The organism is Methylobacterium sp. 275MFSha3.1 (assembly GCF_900108435.1).
In the GTDB taxonomy this organism is placed as follows: Bacteria; Pseudomonadota; Alphaproteobacteria; order Rhizobiales; family Beijerinckiaceae; genus Methylobacterium.
Map to the genome: position 1 here is coordinate 1 of NZ_FNWP01000052.1, position 16884 is coordinate 16884.

Sequence of the window (16884 nt, forward strand, 5' to 3'; positions counted from 1 at the left end):
TACGGCTTCACGTAAGCCGGCGGCATCAGCCGCACGTCATGGCCGAGCTTTATGAGTTCCCGGGCCCAGTGATGCGCCGTGCCGCACGCCTCCATGCCGATCAGGCACCGCGGCAGCTTGGCGAAGAACGGCACGACCTGCGCCCGCCTCAAGGCCTTGCGCACGACGACGTGCCCAGCTGCATCGACGGCGTGAACCTGAAAGATGCTTTTGGCCAGATCGATGCCGACGGTGGTGATCTCCATGGGGATGGCTCCTGCATGAGCGTGGCTGCTGCTTCGACAGCGACCACATCTTGGCACCGAGATGCCGTCAGTCGGAGCGGGAGCCATCCACCCCATCTGCTTTTCCGGCCAGCTTTCTCCGAAGCGGCCGTTCCGCTTTCGGCCAGCTCCAGCCGCGTGAGCGGACGCCCTCGAACAGCTGGGTTGGGTCGGTAGCGGGAAGACCGCTTGGGTAGGATTGCTTACGGTGCGCGGCGGGGCAGATCCTGTGGCAAAACGGACCTCGCAGCCGGAGCCATTCACAACCGTTCCAGATAGTTGGAAAAGTCGACTCTGAGTGAACTCCACAAGCTCGGACTATCGCTCGCAGAGCTGAAGTGATCCTGAGTTGGACCCGGCGTTCGCCCGCCGCGTTGGCCGTTGTGGTCGCTCGCATCAACCGAACGGCTCGAGTGGTCAGGTCTGCCAAACAGACACTGAGCCAAGAACGGCGAACACGAGGCGGGAAACGATGTCAGGGAACCGGCGACTTTTCGAGGACGGGTTACATCTGCTCCACGAAGCGCATCGGCAGGGGGCGGCACAGGCGGCACGCAACTACAAGACGTCGACGCTGCCAAAGCTCAAGCAGATGCTCGAGGCGGGATCTAAGCAGAACATCGTTCAGCAGAAGCGGTTGGACGAAGTATTTGAATTAATCAGCATCAGGCCTGATCCCAAACAAGATCCAGCCATGCAGGGCATCTGCGATCTCAACGAAGCAGAAATAGCCAAGCACAGGAGCGCCGCCGACCGCGATCTCATCAACATTGAGTACGGTCAAGTTGCGGCTCATTTCTACATCGCCCGGTATGGGACGCTACGTAGTGCTGCACACGCGCTCGGACACGCCAAAGCCGTTAAGCTTTTAGATCGTACGCTTGTCGAGACCCGCGCGATCGATCAGGCCTTCACACAGCTCTACGATCATCTACTGGCACGCCGCACCTCGACCCACTATCCGGACGAGACCGCGCTCGCCACCACGGCGTACATGCACCCCCGCCTTACGGTTGGGCTAGCGCTTGGCGGTATCTTGGTTGCGGTCGCGCTCTCGGAAGCAGGGCGATCCAAGCGACGCTGAAGGGCGGACGCAGCATGGCTCTTATGTGGGGCCTGCTGCCGTCTGCTTCAGGGGACGGGCGAATATATCTCGAATGGCCGGGTTGGGTCGGTAGGAGGCAGTCTGCTTTTCCGGCCCGTCTTCCCCGAAGCGGTCATTCCGCTTCCGGCCAGAGTACGTCACGCCGGGTCGCGGTCGCGCGCAGAACCAGACGTTCGGCTTCGCGCCCATTGCGGCTGCCCAAACTAAGCTGTCAGGATCCCGGAAGCAGACGTTACAAGGTGGAGCCACAACCTCGCTTGAGGCCAATATATCGTAACCGCTGGCCGGAAGACGTCTTGCATCTGGCGGCCGACTCAGCCGACCCCGAGGCGGCGGATGAGCAGGACCGCGATGGCTACGAGCAGGGGGCGCGAGGCGGTGACCGCCAGCTTCACCCGGCCGCCGACCTGGGCTAGAGCGGTTTCGGTTTAATCTGGTTCATATCCCGCTGCGGCGAAGTAGTTGGCGCATTCGTTTGGCGTGATGGTGTCGATGAGTCGGCCGATGGCCGCCCACAATCCCTCGACGGTGCGAGCGGCAGCCTTGCGCAGGAGCGCCTTGAGCTTGGAGAAGGCCATCTCGATCGGGTTGAAGTCCGGCGAGTAGGGCGGGAGGAACAGGAGCCGTGCGCCGGCCGCCTCGATCGCAGCGCGCACGGCCGATCCTTTGTGGCTGCCGAGGTTATCCATCACGACGATGTCGCCGGGGGTGAGTTCGGGCACGAGCACTCGCTCGACGTAAGCCTGGAAGGCGTCGCGGTTGATCGGCCCGTCGAGCACGAACGGTGCGGCCACCCCGGACAGGCGTAGGCCCGCGACGAAGGTCGTGGTCTTCCAATGGCCATGCGGCACGGGGGAGCGCAGCCGCTCGCCACGCGGAGACCGTCCGCGGGTGCGGGCCATCTTGGTTGAGGTCCAGGTCTCGTCGAGGAACACGAGGCGGGTGGGATCGAGGTCGGGCTGGCCCTCGAACCAAGCCTCGCGCGCCACCTTCACGTCGGGACGGTCCTGCTCCGTGGCATGCGCTGTCTTTTTTTGTACGTCAGGCCGCGCGCGTCGAGGAAAGCCCAGAGAGTACCCAACCCAACCGTGAGGTCGTGCTTCTCCCGCAGGCGGGCACGCATCTCCTCCAGGGTGATGTCATCCGTCTCGGCGATCAGGCCTCGCAGGTAGGCCTCATGGGGATCGAGCTTGGAGCGGCGGGCTCGTCCCTGGGGGAGGGCCGCCACCGTCCCGGTCGCCGTGAGCGCGGCCATCCAACGGATCGCTGTGGCCAAACCGACCCCGAAGCGGGCCGCCGCCTGCCGACGGGAGGTGGCTTCGGCGGCGTCCACGACCCGTTCGCGGAGGTCTTGGCTGTAGGGGCGGCCCATGCTCGGCTCCTCATCCAGAGCCCGCAGTGAATCAGCATCAGGTCCCCCGGTGAACCCCCGCCAGCCGATTCAGCTCAAACCGAAACCGCTCTAGCACGCGAACATCGACGCCCCGGCCCAGCGCGGCCATCGATACAATCGTGAGGAAGCCGGCGATCCGGGCCAGCGGCGCGACCCAGTCGTCCGGGATCAGGCCGAGCGAGCGCAGCGTCGCAAGCGCCAGGAAGCCCAGGTTGAACCGCGGCACCAGCTTGAAGAAACCGAGCCGATCGTGTTCGCCGATGGAAGCCGCCGTCGTGTGTCCGACTTCGAGTACGAGTTTCCTCTCGTGCGACGCTAATTTTCAAGCCGGCGCGTTCGGACGAAGGATCAGCTTCGGCGCAGCGACGCGGCTTGCATCCATGTCGGCGAAGGCAACGGCGCCCGCGACGAGAGGGCGCTCCTCGACCCAATCGAGGGGACCCAGCCGGCCGTCCGCGAGGGCCCCGACCACGTCGCGGAACTCTTGCATCGTGTAGCAGTAGCTGCCCGAGACCACGATTTCCTGGAGCGTGATCTTGCGGACGTCCAGTCCCCGCTCGCCGGGCAGAAGTCCGATATGCACGATGACCGCCCCCGGCCGGGCGAGCTGGCTCGCCTTGGCCCGCGTCGCGTCGCTGCCGACCGCATCGAGTATCAGGTCGGCGCTGTCGGGACCCGGACCCTCGGCATCGTCGGGCGCCCGGCAGCGGGCCGTCGGGAGGCCGCGCGCGGCTTCGGTGCGCCGCTCGGGATTCGGCTCGATGATGACGACCTCGCCCGCACCCTGCATGGCCAGAACCAGACCCGACCCAAAACCGATCGCGCCGCCGCCCAGCACCACGCAGCGCGCCCCCGCCAGAGGGCGGCCGAGAAGCCGCGCCCCCTGGTTGACGGCGTGGTAGGCGACGGCGAGCGGCTCGGCGAGGGCTGCGTGCGTGGTCGACAGTGCGTCCGGGATCGGTACGAGGCTCTTCTCGGGGACGCAGACGTAGTCCGCGAAGGCCCCTGGGCGCGGGGGCATCGAGAGGATCTGCCGGCTCGGGCACAGGTGCGTGCGCCCGGATTCGCACGCCGGGCAACGTCCGCAGGTGACCAGCGGATTCACCGCCACGCGCGCGCCGGCCCTCGGCCCCTCCGCGACCCGTCCGGCGGCCTCGTGGCCGAGGATCAGCGGGGCGGGGCGCCGGGCATCGTGACCGTGATAGGCGTGCATGTCCGAACCGCAGATGCCGACCGCCTCGACCCGCACCAGCACCTCGCCGGGCCCCGGCACGGGAACCGGCACGTCGTCGACGATGAGCGCGTTCGGCCCGGTGTAGATCAGCGCTTTCATCGCGGGGCCTCGGACAGGCGGATGTTCATTTGGCGGTGAATCCCCCGTCGACCGGCAGCGTCTGCCCGGTGACGTAGGCGGAGGCCTCGGAGGCGAGGAACACCGCCGCGCCGTAGAGGTCGGTGAGTTCGCCGTTGCGGCCGCAGGCCGTCTGGGCGGCGTTGCGCGCCGCGCGTTCGGAATCGGCGAACACCGCCTGCGTCAGCGGCGTCGGGAAGAAGCCCGGCGCGATCGCGTTGCAGGTCACGCCGCGCGCCGACCACGCTTCCGCGATGGCGCGGGTGAGCTGCACCACAGCCCCCTTGGCGGCCCCGTAGGGCGCGGAGTCCGGAAAGGCTCGGTAGGATTGCAGGGAGGCGACGTTGATGATCCGCCCGTATCCCCGCGCCGCCATGCCCGGCGCGAGGGCCTGCGTCAGCAGGAAGGGCGCGCGCACGTGCAGGGCTATGTGCCGGTCGAAGGCCTCCGCCGTCACGGCCGCGAAGGGCTGGCGCAGGTTCATCCCCGCGGCGTTCACGAGGATGTCGACCGGCCGGCCGCCGAGCCGCGCGACGAGGTCGGCGACCGCGGCGGGCTCCGCGAGATCGGCGGGCAGGAGCTCGCTGGCGATCGCCTCCGCCCGCAGGTCCTCGGCCGCCGCCGCAAGGTCGGCCTCGCGGCGGGCGGTCAGGATCAGCCCGGCCCCGGCGAGGCCCAGCGCCCGGGCCAGCGCCAGCCCGAGCCCGGAATTGCCCCCCGTCACCAGAGCCGTCCGCCCGGTCAGGTCGAACAGGCGCGTCAGGCGGAAGGTCATGCGGTCACCGCCTCGCCGAGATCAAGGCCGTGGCCGGGGAAGTACTTCGCGAGCCGGTGGTCGGCCGTGCGGGCATGGGCCTCCATGCCCTCCAGGCGCGAGATCCGGGCCGTGGCCTGGGCGATGGTCTTGCAGGCCTCCCGGTCCATGCGCTGCCACGTCAGCGGCCGCAGGAACTTGTGCACGGATAGCCCGGCGGAATACCGGGCGGCGTACTTGGTCGGCAGGATGTGGTTCGGACCGGAGGTCTTGTCGCCGAAGGCGACCGTGGTCTCCTCGCCGAGGAACAGCGAACCGTAATTGCTGAGCCGCGCGAGCCACCAGTCGAGGTCGGCGGCGTGGACCTCCAGATGCTCGCTCGCGTAGCGGTCGGAGACGGCGACGATCTCCTCCCGGCTCCCGCACACCACCACCTCGCCGTAGTCGCGCCACGCGGCGGCGGCGGCGTCCCGCGCCGTGGGCGGCAGGGCGTCGATCAGCGCCGGCATCCGCGCGATCACGTCGTCCGCGAGGGCACGCGAGGTGGTGAACAGCCAAGCCGGGCTCTCGTGCCCGTGCTCGGCCTGGCCGACGAGGTCCGAGGCCACGAGCGCTGGGTCGGCGGTCTCGTCGGCGATGATTCCCACCTCGGACGGACCCGCGAAGACGTCGATCCCGACGCGTCCGAACAGCATCCGCTTGGCCTCGGCCACGAACTTGTTGCCCGGCCCGACGATGATGTCGGCGGGCTTGCCGGTGAACAGCCCGAAGGCCATCGCGGCGATCGCCTGGACGCCGCCCAGCGTCATGATCACGTCGGCGCCGGCCACCTGCATCGCGTAGAGCACGTAGGGGTGGATGCCCTCGCCGCGGAAGGGCGTCGAGCAGGCCACGACGGTCGTGACGCCCGCCGCCTTGGCGGTGGCCACCGACATGTAGGCCGAGGCGATGTGGGCGTAGCGTCCGGTGGGCACGTAGCACCCCGCGACGTTGCAGGGGACGAGCTTCTGGCCGGTGACGAGGCCCGGCACCAGCTCCACCGAGAAGTCCTGCACGCTGTCGCGCTGGGCCTCGGCGAAGCGCCGGACCTGCCCCGCCGCGAAGGCGATGTCCGCCTTGACGCGCTCGGGGATGTCCTTCGTGCGCCGGGCGATCTCCTCGGGGGTCACAACGATCTCGCCGGTCCAGCGGTCGAGGGAACGGGCATAGTCCCGGACCGCCTCCTCGCCCCGCGCCTCGATGGCGGCGAGCATCTCCGTCACGACCTGCCGCGCCGCGTCGGTCTCGGTCTCGGGCGTCTTGGTCGCCCGCTTCGCGTAGTCGATCGTCATGATCCCTGCCTCTTTGCGGATGTCTCGAACGGGTTCAGGGGGCGCCTCCCGGGAGCGCGGAGCCCGGTCCGGGCGGCAGCGCCGCGAGGCGGCCGGCCGCGCTCAGCGCGGGGCGGCGGCCGCGTCGAACTCCGTGGCGAAGGCCCGGAGCTTCGGATCGGCCGCGACGCGCTTCATGAAGGCGTCGTCGATGTAGCCCTTGGCATCGGGCGCCTGCGCGATGGTGCCGACCTCGGCCATGAACGTGCCGATCCGCGAGAACCAGCCGTCGACCTGCGAGGGGCCGTCCGCGCGCGCCAACGCCTTGAGTTGCGACTCGAGGGCGTAAGTCGGGCGCAGCGCGAATTCCTGGTCGATGGCGTGGTCGGACGCCTCGACGCCGCCCTCGGCGTAGAAGCGCTTGGCCATGTCGTGCGCGTCCTTGGGATTCGCCTTGGCCCAGCCCCAGCCCCGGAGATAGACCGCGAGGAACTTGGCGACCGCGTCCGGATGCGCCTTGGCGAAGTCGGCGCGGGTGATCAGGGCGCCGGGCACCATGGCGTCGGCGTCGGCCCCGCTGCACAGGACCTGCGCGCCGGCCTTCTCCTCCAGCGTGTAGGTGTTCGGAGCCCAGACGCCGACCACCTCGCCCGCGTCGGCGATCATCGCCGAGATGATCTGCGCCTGTCCGAGGTTGACGAAGCGCATCTCGCGCGGGCCGAGACCCCACTTTCGGAGGCAGGCGCGGGCGGCGTAATCGGCGGTGGAGTTGGTGGTGACGAGGAGCTTCTGTCCGGCGAGCTGCTTGGGATTCTTGAGGATCGCGTCGTGCCGTGCGGCGCGCACCATCAGCGCGTTGGTCTTCGATTCGTCGTTGGTGAGGCCGATCGTCAGCAGGCCGAAGCGCGCCGCGCCGAGGATCGCAGGCACGGAACCAGTCCCGCCGACATCCCAGGATCCCGCCTGGGCGGCGGCGACCTGGGGGGCGCCGGCCGGGAAGACCGCGAAGGTCGGCTCGAGGCCGACCTCCTTCCACCAGCCCTTCTGCGTGGCGATGTAGAAGGGCAGCGCCCAGTAGAGCGCCGGCTGATAGGACACGCCGATCCGCTCGGGCTCCGCGGCCTTCACCGGGACGGCTGGCGCGACCACCGGCGCCAGCGCGAGGGCGCCCGCCAGGAGCCATGCCCGCCGCCGGCCGCGCCGGCACCCGTTACCTCGCATCTCGGCCATGTCGCCTCTCCCTCGGATCGCGGACCGTCCGGTCATCGGCCGGCCGCCTTCTCTTCACGCAGCGATTTCCAGATGTGCGTCCGCAGATGGACGAACGATTCGAGGTCCATCACGTCCTCGATGCGGGCGTGCTCCTCCCAACGTTCGGCTTCGCGGACCGCCTTGACGTCGATCATCTCCTTGATGCGCCCCGGGCGCTTGGTCATGACCGCGACCCGGTCGGCGAGGTAGACGGCCTCCTCGACGCCGTGGGTGATGAACAGGACGGTGCGCGGGTTCCTGCGCGCGAGGCGGACGAGTTCCTCCTGCATCACCACGCGGGTCTGGGCGTCGAGGGCGCCGAAGGGCTCGTCCATGAGGAGCACCTCGGGCTCGAGGACGTAGGCGCGGGCGATGGCGACGCGCTGCTGCATGCCGCCGGAGAGCTGGTGCGGGTAGGCTTCGGCGTGGCTCGCGAGGCCGATCATGTCGATCGCCGCGGCGACGCGCTCCTGGCGCTCGGCGGCGGGCATGCCCTTGTTGCGAAGCCCGAACCCGATGTTCTGCGCCACGGTCTTCCACGGGAACAGCGCAAACTGCTGGAACACCACGGCGCGGTCGGGACCCGGCTCGGTGACCGGCTGTCCGCCGACGGTGATCCGGCCGCCAGTCGGGGCCTCGAACCCGGCCGCGAGGCGCAGGCAGGTCGTCTTGCCGCAACCCGAGGCGCCGACGATGGCCACAAACTCGCGGTCGGCCACCGTGAGATCGACGCCGTCAAGCGCCTTGACGTTGCTCCCGAAGCTCTTCTCGACCCGCTCGAACCGGATTGCGCTCATCGGACCCCCTCAAGCCTGTCCGTGATGCCGGCGGAGGCGGGTCTCGAGCGTGCGCAACGCGACGTCGATGACCACGCCGACGAGGCCGATCGCGACCATTCCGACCATCACGGTCGCGGTCGAGACGGCCCCCTGGGCCTGCACCATCATGTAGCCGACCCCCGTCGAGGCCACGATCAGCTCGGCGCCGACCAGGGATTGCCACCCCAGGCCCGCGCTGATGCGCAGTCCGGCGACGATCGAGGGTAGGGCGGCCGGCAGGAGCACCTCGGCGATCATCCGGTCGCCCGGCGTTCCGAGCATCTCGGCGGCTTCCAGCAGGCGCGCGTCGATGTAGCGGGCGCCGCGATAGGCGTTGATCAGGCAGGGTGGAAAGGCGCCCGCGAAGATGATCAGGATCGGGCCGCCGATCCCAGTGCCGAACCAGAGGGCGGCGAAGGGCACCCAGGCGATCGGCGCGATGAAGCGCAGCCCGTCGAAGATCGGCGTGACGATGTCGTCGAGGAGGCGCGACCAGCCCATCGTCAGGCCGAGGGGCACGCCGACCGCGGCGGCGAGCAGGTAGCCGACCAGGAACCGCTGCAGGCTGGAGGCGACGTGGGCCGGGAGCGTGCCCCCCGCGAACGGCCGCTCGGTCAGGGTCGCGAAGCGCTCCGCCACGGCGACCGGTCCCGGAAGGAACAGCGGCGAGACGAGGCCGGACCGGGCGAGGAACGCCCAGAAGCCGAGGAAGGCCAGGGTGCCGATGGCGCCGAGGGCCAGACTCCGGTGCAGCGGAAGGGGCTGGCGGGAGGCGATCATGCCGCCCCCCGCAGCTGCGCCCAGCCGATCGCCCGGCGCTCGGCCATTCCCAGTAGCGCGGTGCTGCCGGCACCGAGCACGCCGACGGCGGCCATGCCGACGAGGATCATGCCCGGGTAGAGGTCCTGCTGGGCGACGTTCAGGACGTAGCCGAGCCCCGCGAGCGAGCCAACGAGCTCGGCCGCGACCAGGGTGGTCCAGCTTGCCTGAAGCGCCAGCCGCAGCCCCGTGAAGATCATCGGCGCCGCCGCCGGCGCCAGCACGTCGGTGACGAAGCGCAGCCGCGGGGTGCCGAGCATCTGCGCCGCCTCGACGATCTGCGGTGGCACGCCCCGCACGCCGGCCTGGGTGCTGATCACCGCCGGCGGCAGTGCCGCGATGACGATGACCATCACCTTGGCCCCGTCGCCCAGGCCCAGCCACAGGATGGCGAGCGGGATCCAGGCGAGCGGCGGGATCGGGCGCAGCAGCAGGAAGACCGGGTTGATGAGAGCCTCGGCCGTGCGGTTCCAGCCCATCAGCAGGCCGAGGGGGACGCCGAGCGCCACCGAGACGACGAAGCCCAGGGCCACGAGCCGGAGCGAGTGCAGGACGTGGACGAAGAGCGTCGTATCCGGGTAGCCCCGGACGAGGGCCTGAACCGCCGCCGTCTCCACGTCGACCGGCGCGGGAAAGCGCCCCGCCGAGATAAGGCCGAGGCCGGTGGTCGCGACGTACCAGAGGACGGCGATGACGACGAGCGTCGCCATGCCGACGCAGAAGCGGCGGCTTAACTTCACGGCGTTTCCTCGCGCTGCAGTGGCCGTCTTGTCGCGACACACCGCATGAGCATTCAATGAATGCGCTTTCATAGTGCGCGTCACCGCAGACTTGTCAACCTTCGGTTTTAGAACTTGCCGACCGACCCGATGCGCCGCCGTCCTTTTAGGCCCCTGACTCGCTGCGACGGTTGCGTTTTCCTGAATGCGCATTCATCACTGCGCTCATCGGGATCCGGCCCGGAGTGACTTGCCGTGAAACGTCAGCAGCGCGCGACATTGCAGGCGGTTGCCCAGAGGGCAGGCGTGTCGCCGGCGACCGCCTCGCGTGCGATGGCCGGGGCCGCGATCGTCCACCCGGACACGATCCGCCGGGTCCGCGCGGCGGCCGAATCCCTCGGCTACCTGCCCGGTGGCCCGGCCCAGGCCCTGGCATCCGGGCGGACGCACACGATCGGAGCCATCATCCCGACGCTCGATCACTCGATCTTCGCCCGCGCGGTCCAGGCGCTGCAGACGACCCTGGCCCGTAACGGCTATCAGCTCCTGATCGCGGCGCACGAATACGCGGCCGCGGAGGAGGCCGTTCTCGTCCGGTCCATGCTCGGTCGCGGGGTCGACGCGCTGATGCTGGTCGGCGCGGACCACCTGCCCGAGACCTGGGCTCTCGTCACCGAGGCCCCGATCCCGGTGGTGCTGACGTGGTCCTTCGATGACCGGCTCGACTCGATCGGCTTCGACAACGCGGAGGCGGGCTATCTCGCGGCCCGGCACCTGCTCGCCAAAGGTCACCGCCGGTTCGGCATGGTTTCAGGCTTCATCCAGGCCAACGACCGTGCGCGCCTGCGCATCGACGGCGTGCGGCGGGCACTCGCGGCGGAAGGGCTGGACCTCTCGAACGCCCGGGTATCGCAGCAGCCCTTCTCTCTCGCCGGCGGCCGGGCCGGCCTCCTGCAACTCTTAGGGCTGGCTGAGCCGCCGACGGCCGTGGTGTGCGGCAATGACCTCCTTGCCGTCGGCGTGCTTCTTGAAGCCGAGCAGCGCGGCTTGGACGTTCCTCGCGATCTGTCGGTCGTCGGGATCGACAATCTTGAGATCGCGAGCCACATCGCGCCGTCCCTCACGACGATCCATCTTCCGACCGCGGAGCTTGGCCGGGAAGTCGCCGAGCATCTGCTAGCCCGCCTACGCGGGGAAGCGCGCACGCGTCGGACAGAGATGCCGATCGAGTTGATCGAGCGTCGTTCGTCTGGACCGCCACCGATGTCCACGGGTCTGCCAGTCGCGGCGCATCAGCGCGGCGTCAAGTAATCCACCCAACCGGACCAAATAACCGTCATATAATGTTGTGGACTGCGCTGCCGTGATGACACTGCATGTGAAAAATTTCGGTTTAGTCAGAAACCCGATGACAACGAAAGACTGATGCGTATATCCGCAACTAAAATAGTGAATTCAGTCAGAGATAAGCGGCCCTTCGCGCGGCAGAGATCGGCTATCGGCGGCGCCCAGACGAGTCTGAACGAAATCGCTCATGCAAAGTTGGGATGCTGAATCTTGTCAGTTTTTTCCGGTTTCCTCCTCCGAAGCGGACAAGCGGCTTTCGGCCATCTGCTGCCACGTTTCGCTTGCCTGCACGTCTCAGATGGGTGGATCTCCGCCAGTCTGGTTTCGGGCGGCAACAGAAAAGAGCGGACGTCATCGCCGCGCCCGCTCCCAGTCCATTTTGCAAGTTCAAGCTGCGCCATGTCGATGCTCAGAGTTGAAGGAGACACAGCCGTTTAGCTGCAGCATGCCTCCTCCGGTCGCTTTGCCTTGAGCCAACGATCGCGCGGCTTGCAACTCGCAGCGCGCGGCGAGAGCCGGACTTGAAGCACGCCGTCGATCCGTTCGGGTGTGTAGGCGCGATGGAGCTGCATCGGCACCACGCCGTCGCTGACCTCGAAGGTGAGCCGCGCGGCTGGATCGAGGCCAACGTGCTCTGACACCTTGCGGATGATCGCCGCGAACTTGCCGGCCGTCATGTGAGTACGGTCGCCGTCGATCATGTCCCAGAGCTGGATGAAGATCTCCGACCAGGACTCGGGGTTGCCGCCGCAGTCGAGGGCGGCGAACTGGCCGGCCTTCACCTCGGTGACGTGGTAGCCGGGGCGCACGGCGTGACCGTCGTAGAAGAACACGAGGGGGATCGACGGGTGCTCGTCGCAGGTGGCGAGCAGAGCGCCGATCTGGATGTCGTCGGCGGTCCTGCGAGGCGGCACCGACACATCGATCTTGGCAACGTCCAGCATGTGCGCTACTCCTCATTCAAACAATCGTAGGATCATTGAATGATAGACGAGCGTCAAGCGTTGACCGCCTTCGCCGCCCTCGCCCAAGAGACCCGGCTGCAGATCGTGCGGCTGCTCGTTCAGGCCGGACCAGAAGGCATGGCCTCCGGGGTTCTGGGGAGCGAGCTGGGCGTGTCCGCCTCCACCGTGTCCTTCCACCTGAAGGAGCTGGACCACGCCGGTCTGATCCAGGCGCGGCGCGAGGGACGGTCGATCATCTACAGCGCGGCCTACCCGGCGCTCTCGGGCCTCATCGCCTTCCTGATGCGCGACTGCTGCCAGGGGCGCCCGGAGGTCTGCACGCCGGCCGTCGCCTCGCTGTCGAGCTGCTGCAACCCCCTGACGGAGGCCGGTCATGCCTGAGAATTTCGACGTGGTGATCTACCACAACCCCGACTGCGCCACGTCCCGTAACACCCTGGCGATGATCCGCAACACCGGCATCGAGCCGCACGTCATCGAGTACCTGAAGACCCCGCCGAACCGGGCGCTGGTCAAGCAGCTCGTGGCCCGCGCCGGCCTCACGGTGCGCGAGGTGCTGCGGGAGAAGGACACGCCCTACGCCGAGCTGGGCCTGGGCGATCCGGCGCTGACCGACGAGCAGCTGCTCGACGCGATCGAGGCGCATCCGATCCTGATGAACCGGCCGCTGGTGGTGAGCCCCAGGGGCGTGCGCCTGTGCCGGCCGTCGGAGGCCGTGCTGGATCTGCTGCCGGCGCAGCAGGGCGAGTTCATGAAGGAGGACGGGGAGCGCGTGGTCGACGAGCACGGCCGCCGCGTCGCCACCGCCTGAGGAGCGCCGATGTCGACGTTTGAACGCTATCTCACCGTCTGGGTCGCCCTCTGCATCGTAGCCGGCGTGGCGCTCGGGCACGTCCTGCCGGGCGTCTTCCAGGCGATCGGCTCGGCCGAGGTCGCCCAGGTGAACCTGCCGGTGGCGGTGCTGATCTGGCTCATGGTCATCCCCATGCTGCTCAAGATCGACTTCGCGGCGCTGGGTCAGGTCGGCCGGCATTGGCGCGGGATCGGTGTGACGCTCCTGGTGAACTGGGCGGTGAAGCCGTTCTCGATGGCGGTGCTGGGCTGGTTGTTCGTGGGCTGGCTCTTCAGGCCCTACCTGCCAGCGGACCAAATCGACAGCTACATCGCCGGCCTGATCATCCTGGCGGCGGCGCCGTGCACCGCGATGGTGTTCGTGTGGTCGAACCTGACGAAGGGCGAGCCGCATTTCACGCTCAGCCAGGTGGCGCTCAACGACACGATCATGGTGGTGGCCTTCGCCCCCATCGTCGGCCTGCTGCTCGGCCTGTCCGCGATCACCGTCCCCTGGAGCACGCTGGTGCTCTCGGTGGTGCTCTACATCGTCCTCCCGGTGATCGTAGCGCAGCTGGTGCGGCGATCGCTCCTGGCGTCGGGCGGGCACGCGGCACTCGATCGTTCTCTGAAGGCGCTCGGGCCGGTGTCGCTGGTGGCGCTTCTGGCCACGCTCGTCCTGCTGTTCGGCTTCCAGGGCGAGCAGATCATCGCGCAGCCGCTGGTGATCGCCCTGTTGGCGGTGCCGATCCTCATCCAGGTCTACTTCAACGCCGGGCTCGCCTACCTGCTCAACCGCATCGCTGGTGAGCAGCACTGCGTGGCCGGTCCCTCGGCGCTGATCGGCGCATCGAACTTCTTCGAGCTGGCGGTGGCGGCGGCGATCAGCCTGTTCGGGTTCCACTCGGGCGCGGCACTGGCGACGGTGGTCGGCGTTCTGATCGAGGTGCCGGTGATGCTGACCGTGGTCTGGATCGTGAACCGGAGCCAGGGCTGGTACGAGCGCGGCGCAACCCGGAAGGCGGCGTTCAAGACCATCTCCCGTGAGGTCTGATGCGGGCGGTCGGAGCCGCCTGACGATCATCAGCGCCTTGGGCGTGGTCGAGATCCTCACCTGGGGCTCGTCGTTCCTCCTGCCGCCCCCTGCCCGCCGGGCCGATCGCTCAGGTCACTGGATCAACGTCCCTGGAGGGCAAACGACGGCCGCTTTTGAAGAAGCGGAGAAGGCGGTCTGGGCGGCGGCGTTGGGTCGCTATCATACCGACTGCTCTGCCGAAGGACCGGCCACGACCCGTTGCGGACGAATGGGCCGTTTGCCGCTAGATCATCCCTCATGACGGAACACACAGGCATCCACGTGCGTCGCGCTGATCATGTCGGCTTCGCGGTCGCTTCCCTTGACGAGGCGCTTCGGTTCTGGGTCGATGGGCTCGGCGCGCGGCTTGTGCGGACGGGCGAGATGGGGGGAGAGTTCCTTGGTCAAGTAACCGGAGCGCATGGGGCGATGGTGCGCATGGCAATCGTTTCGCTGCCGGAGCAGACGATTGAACTCCTGGAGTATCAGGGTCCGGACCGTCCAAGCGCGCCAGCCAAGCCGTTCGACCCTGGCTTCGCGCATCTGGCCCTTGTCGTCGATGACATCGACGCGCTCCTGGTGCGGATCGCCGCCTACGGCTGGAAGGCGCAAGGCATTCCGCAGCCGATCGCGAGCGGCGCGCGCGCCGGAACGCGGGTGATCTACGCCGTTGGTCCTGACGGCGCGACGATCGAGTTCATGCAGCCGCCAGCTACGGCCCAAGATCGCTGATCCCGCCAAGCCGCGGACCTGCTCGCCACAAGGAGCCCAAGTCGCCGGATGAACGTCGAGTGGCTGCTTATGGGAAGCCTACATGGCGATGCAGGCGACCGGGTTGGGTCGATCTCCGACTGCCTTCGCCGATAGGCTGCACGGACTCATGGAAGGGACAGGCGCGGCGCCACGCTGACGGGCTGAGAGGTGGAAATCCCTTTCCGTCCCTTTTATCCTAGAGCCGTGCGACCTCATCGTCGGAGACAACGTTGAAGCCAGGAGGCTCCATGACACGGGCTGGGAACGATGCACGGCTGTCCCTCGACTATGTGTCCGTCGAGGATCTGAACGCAGCTCTACGCGTGTTCCGCCGGCTGCCGCTGGAGTTGCTGGGCTTTCTGGTCCTGTTGCCGATCGTCCTCATCGGACTGTCTCGGCTCGGTACGGCCCTCAATCCACCCTACGGTCTTTACATCTTCGGGTGGGATCTCGTGACCTGGGGCCTGCTCCTGATGCTCGCCCTGCTGTTCGGCCTGCTCTGGTGGCGGGGACGACAGGTCGGGCGCCTCTTGAACGACCGGGACATCCTTGCTTCGCCAGTCATGAGCCTGCTGTCGGTGCCGAGTGTCTTGGCCCGGCGAGCCCAGACACTCGGCATGGAATGGACTGGCTTCTACGGACCGCTCCGTCCAACACGGAAGTGAACCAGCGCTAGCACTGACCGGGTTCACGCCTATGGGCACGGATTGGGACCGGTCGACGTGGTTTCCGTGTGGCCCGCCGCCTCCGCGAGCCGCACCGGTATGATCCGCACCAGACCGCGCCAGACCACGACGATCAGGCCGAGGCAGACGAGCCACGACAGCAGCCAGATCTCGTATAGGTCGGCCTCCATCGCGAATTCCCCATCGAGTCCGAGCCACACAGCGAGCCTGTGTGGAAACGGCAGGCCCGACATGAGCGCCAGGCGCAAGGCAGGAACCGACAGGAGCGACGCTCCAAAGATGAGCGCGGCAGCGCGGTACAGGGGTCGGGCCGCGCCGTTGAGGGTGCCCGCGAGGCCACCGAGCAAGGCCGCACCGGCCCAGAACGCGAAGGGCTGTGAGGCCGGGTCATGCGCTGGACCGACATCCAGCCCGCCGGGTAGGCGGGGGAAGAGGATGAAGAGCGGGGCGAGACCGAGGCCGATGAGCATCGCGAGGGGAGGCGCGTGGAGCAGACGCCTCAATCGGCGGCTGACGGGCTCGTTCACCGGCCGTCCCGCGCCGCGCTCAGCCACTCTCGCCGCCCGCTCTGTCGAAGGCCTTCAGGACCGCTGGATCCTTTCCGTAGCGGCGGCGCAAGCGTCCCTCGTCCGCGTCGACGGCGTCGCAGCGCAGCGCCTTCGCCGCGGCGGCGATCTCCCGACCGCGAGCCTCGTCGTAGGCGTCCTCGCCACCCCAGTGATTGCAGCCTCTTCGCCGCGTCACGTAGGCCTGAGCGTCGGCCGGGAGCCTCGGCGCGACTCCGGCCGGTTTCACCGGTGCGGCGGACAGCGGCTGGGCCATGAGGGCAGCGGCCGCAAAGGCGATAGAAGCGACGCTTCGCGCATGGGCGGACGGTCGTCCTGGCATTTCATCCCCCTTTTCGCCGGGCTGTTCCTGCGGGTGCGCCACCGTGACAAAGCGCTGCGCGATGGGGATAGCATCGTCTTCTTCCCTGCGCTCGCGCCTGTGGCCAGCACCCGCGCCGTCGAGGCGACCGGCCCGGTTCGGTGGCGCCCGATGCCGCAACGGCATCCACCATTTCATCCGCTCCATCACCCCGCGCTCGATGTCCGAGCCGGCAACCAGAGGGAAATCGACCGCATGCTCTCACGCCGCGACGCGCTCACTTCCGCCGCGCTCCTGCTCTGCGTGTCGGCCGCCTGGGCCGAACCGACACCGGGGCTGGCCGAGCGCCGGGCGATCGCCGCCTATCGCGAAGGCCGCTTCCCGGCGCAGGAAAAGGCGGTTCAGGAGGCGGCAGGCTTCCCCGTGCCGGTCGAGGTGGCGTGGGATCAGCTCACCATCCCGGGTGATGCGCCGTACTACGCGGATCCGGGCTACTTCGAGACGACGATCTTCGAACCGCTGGCCGCGGGTTTGCGGGACGTGACCAAGGACCAGATGGGCCGTGATGCCCTGCGGG

At 68.3% G+C, this 16884-nt stretch carries 18 protein-coding genes and 3 pseudogenes; 8 read left to right on the forward strand and 13 right to left on the reverse strand.

Features of this window, described 5'->3' with window-relative positions:
• Positions 1-245, reverse strand: a pseudogene (locus BLW78_RS29875) (IS110 family transposase); the annotation flags it as partial.
• A 490-nt stretch (positions 246-735) separates the two neighbouring features.
• On the opposite strand from BLW78_RS29875, the gene BLW78_RS29880 reads away from it, so the two are divergent.
• Positions 736-1347 carry a DUF892 family protein gene (locus tag BLW78_RS29880; RefSeq protein ID WP_091683880.1) on the forward strand — a complete coding sequence of 204 codons (612 nt, stop codon included), beginning with the start codon at positions 736-738 and terminating at the stop codon, positions 1345-1347.
• Positions 1348-1796: 449 nt separating this feature from the next.
• On the opposite strand, the gene BLW78_RS29885 is transcribed toward BLW78_RS29880, so the two are convergent.
• The 9 genes and pseudogenes from BLW78_RS29885 to BLW78_RS29925 all read right to left on the reverse strand — a co-directional run bounded on the left by BLW78_RS29885 (position 1797) and on the right by BLW78_RS29925 (position 9804).
• A protein-coding gene (locus BLW78_RS29885) for an IS630 family transposase (RefSeq protein WP_091683882.1) occupies positions 1797-2740 on the reverse strand; the annotation gives its coding sequence in 2 pieces (ribosomal slippage) (positions 1797-2404 and positions 2404-2740; 945 coding nt in all).
• 91 nt (positions 2741-2831) lie between these two features.
• Positions 2832-3005, reverse strand: a pseudogene (locus BLW78_RS29890) (putative sulfate exporter family transporter); the annotation flags it as partial.
• A gap of 78 nt (positions 3006-3083) precedes the next feature.
• Positions 3084-4094 (reverse strand): alcohol dehydrogenase catalytic domain-containing protein, encoded by a 1011-nt coding sequence (locus BLW78_RS29895; RefSeq protein ID WP_091683884.1) that lies wholly within the window; start codon positions 4092-4094, stop codon positions 3084-3086.
• A gap of 25 nt (positions 4095-4119) precedes the next feature.
• Positions 4120-4887, reverse strand: coding sequence for an SDR family NAD(P)-dependent oxidoreductase (locus BLW78_RS29900; protein ID WP_091683886.1), 768 nt, complete (start codon positions 4885-4887; stop codon positions 4120-4122).
• Positions 4884-6197 (reverse strand): sulfopropanediol 3-dehydrogenase, encoded by a 1314-nt coding sequence (hisD, locus tag BLW78_RS29905; RefSeq protein WP_091683888.1) that lies wholly within the window; start codon positions 6195-6197, stop codon positions 4884-4886. The genes BLW78_RS29900 and hisD overlap by 4 nt, the downstream gene beginning before the upstream one ends.
• Before the next feature lie 102 nt (positions 6198-6299).
• A complete protein-coding gene (locus tag BLW78_RS29910; RefSeq protein ID WP_091683890.1) occupies positions 6300-7406 on the reverse strand; it encodes an ABC transporter substrate-binding protein in 1107 nt (368 codons plus the stop codon).
• A 32-nt stretch (positions 7407-7438) separates the two neighbouring features.
• Positions 7439-8224 (reverse strand): ABC transporter ATP-binding protein, encoded by a 786-nt coding sequence (locus BLW78_RS29915; protein WP_091683892.1) that lies wholly within the window; start codon positions 8222-8224, stop codon positions 7439-7441.
• A gap of 9 nt (positions 8225-8233) precedes the next feature.
• A complete protein-coding gene (locus tag BLW78_RS29920; RefSeq protein WP_091683894.1) occupies positions 8234-9025 on the reverse strand; it encodes an ABC transporter permease in 792 nt (263 codons plus the stop codon).
• A complete protein-coding gene (locus tag BLW78_RS29925; RefSeq protein ID WP_244527111.1) occupies positions 9022-9804 on the reverse strand; it encodes an ABC transporter permease in 783 nt (260 codons plus the stop codon). The genes BLW78_RS29920 and BLW78_RS29925 overlap by 4 nt, the downstream gene beginning before the upstream one ends.
• Before the next feature lie 234 nt (positions 9805-10038).
• Here BLW78_RS29925 and BLW78_RS29930 point away from each other — a divergent pair, with 234 nt between their 5' ends.
• Positions 10039-11094 carry a LacI family DNA-binding transcriptional regulator gene (locus BLW78_RS29930; RefSeq protein ID WP_210186909.1) on the forward strand — a complete coding sequence of 352 codons (1056 nt, stop codon included), beginning with the start codon at positions 10039-10041 and terminating at the stop codon, positions 11092-11094.
• A gap of 470 nt (positions 11095-11564) precedes the next feature.
• On the opposite strand, the gene BLW78_RS29935 is transcribed toward BLW78_RS29930, so the two are convergent.
• Positions 11565-12074 carry a DUF6428 family protein gene (locus tag BLW78_RS29935; RefSeq protein ID WP_091683898.1) on the reverse strand — a complete coding sequence of 170 codons (510 nt, stop codon included), beginning with the start codon at positions 12072-12074 and terminating at the stop codon, positions 11565-11567.
• A gap of 39 nt (positions 12075-12113) precedes the next feature.
• Here BLW78_RS29935 and BLW78_RS29940 point away from each other — a divergent pair, with 39 nt between their 5' ends.
• From BLW78_RS29940 to BLW78_RS29960, 5 genes are all read left to right on the forward strand, one after another.
• Positions 12114-12476: an ArsR/SmtB family transcription factor gene (locus BLW78_RS29940; protein ID WP_091683900.1), complete on the forward strand. Its 363-nt coding sequence runs from the start codon at positions 12114-12116 to the stop codon at positions 12474-12476.
• Positions 12469-12906 (forward strand): arsenate reductase (glutaredoxin), encoded by a 438-nt coding sequence (arsC, locus tag BLW78_RS29945; protein ID WP_091683902.1) that lies wholly within the window; start codon positions 12469-12471, stop codon positions 12904-12906. Before BLW78_RS29940 ends, arsC begins: the two co-directional genes overlap by 8 nt.
• A 9-nt stretch (positions 12907-12915) precedes the next feature.
• The gene (gene arsB / locus BLW78_RS29950; protein WP_091683904.1) at positions 12916-13980 is read left to right on the forward strand and encodes an ACR3 family arsenite efflux transporter; all 1065 of its coding nucleotides are present in this window, start codon (positions 12916-12918) and stop codon (positions 13978-13980) included.
• A gap of 279 nt (positions 13981-14259) precedes the next feature.
• Positions 14260-14733, forward strand: a complete 474-nt coding sequence (locus BLW78_RS29955) for a VOC family protein (protein ID WP_091683906.1) — start codon at positions 14260-14262, stop codon at positions 14731-14733.
• A gap of 269 nt (positions 14734-15002) precedes the next feature.
• Positions 15003-15419, forward strand: coding sequence for a hypothetical protein (locus tag BLW78_RS29960; protein WP_091683908.1), 417 nt, complete (start codon positions 15003-15005; stop codon positions 15417-15419).
• Between the two features lie 29 nt (positions 15420-15448).
• Here BLW78_RS29960 and BLW78_RS29965 read toward each other — a convergent pair whose 3' ends face one another.
• The gene (locus tag BLW78_RS29965; RefSeq protein ID WP_170855290.1) at positions 15449-15967 is read right to left on the reverse strand and encodes a hypothetical protein; all 519 of its coding nucleotides are present in this window, start codon (positions 15965-15967) and stop codon (positions 15449-15451) included.
• 19 nt (positions 15968-15986) lie between these two features.
• Positions 15987-16514, reverse strand: a complete 528-nt coding sequence (locus BLW78_RS31580) for a hypothetical protein (protein ID WP_170855291.1) — start codon at positions 16512-16514, stop codon at positions 15987-15989.
• A 48-nt stretch (positions 16515-16562) separates the two neighbouring features.
• On the opposite strand from BLW78_RS31580, the pseudogene BLW78_RS29975 reads away from it, so the two are divergent.
• Positions 16563-16884: pseudogene (locus BLW78_RS29975) on the forward strand (hypothetical protein); the annotation flags it as partial.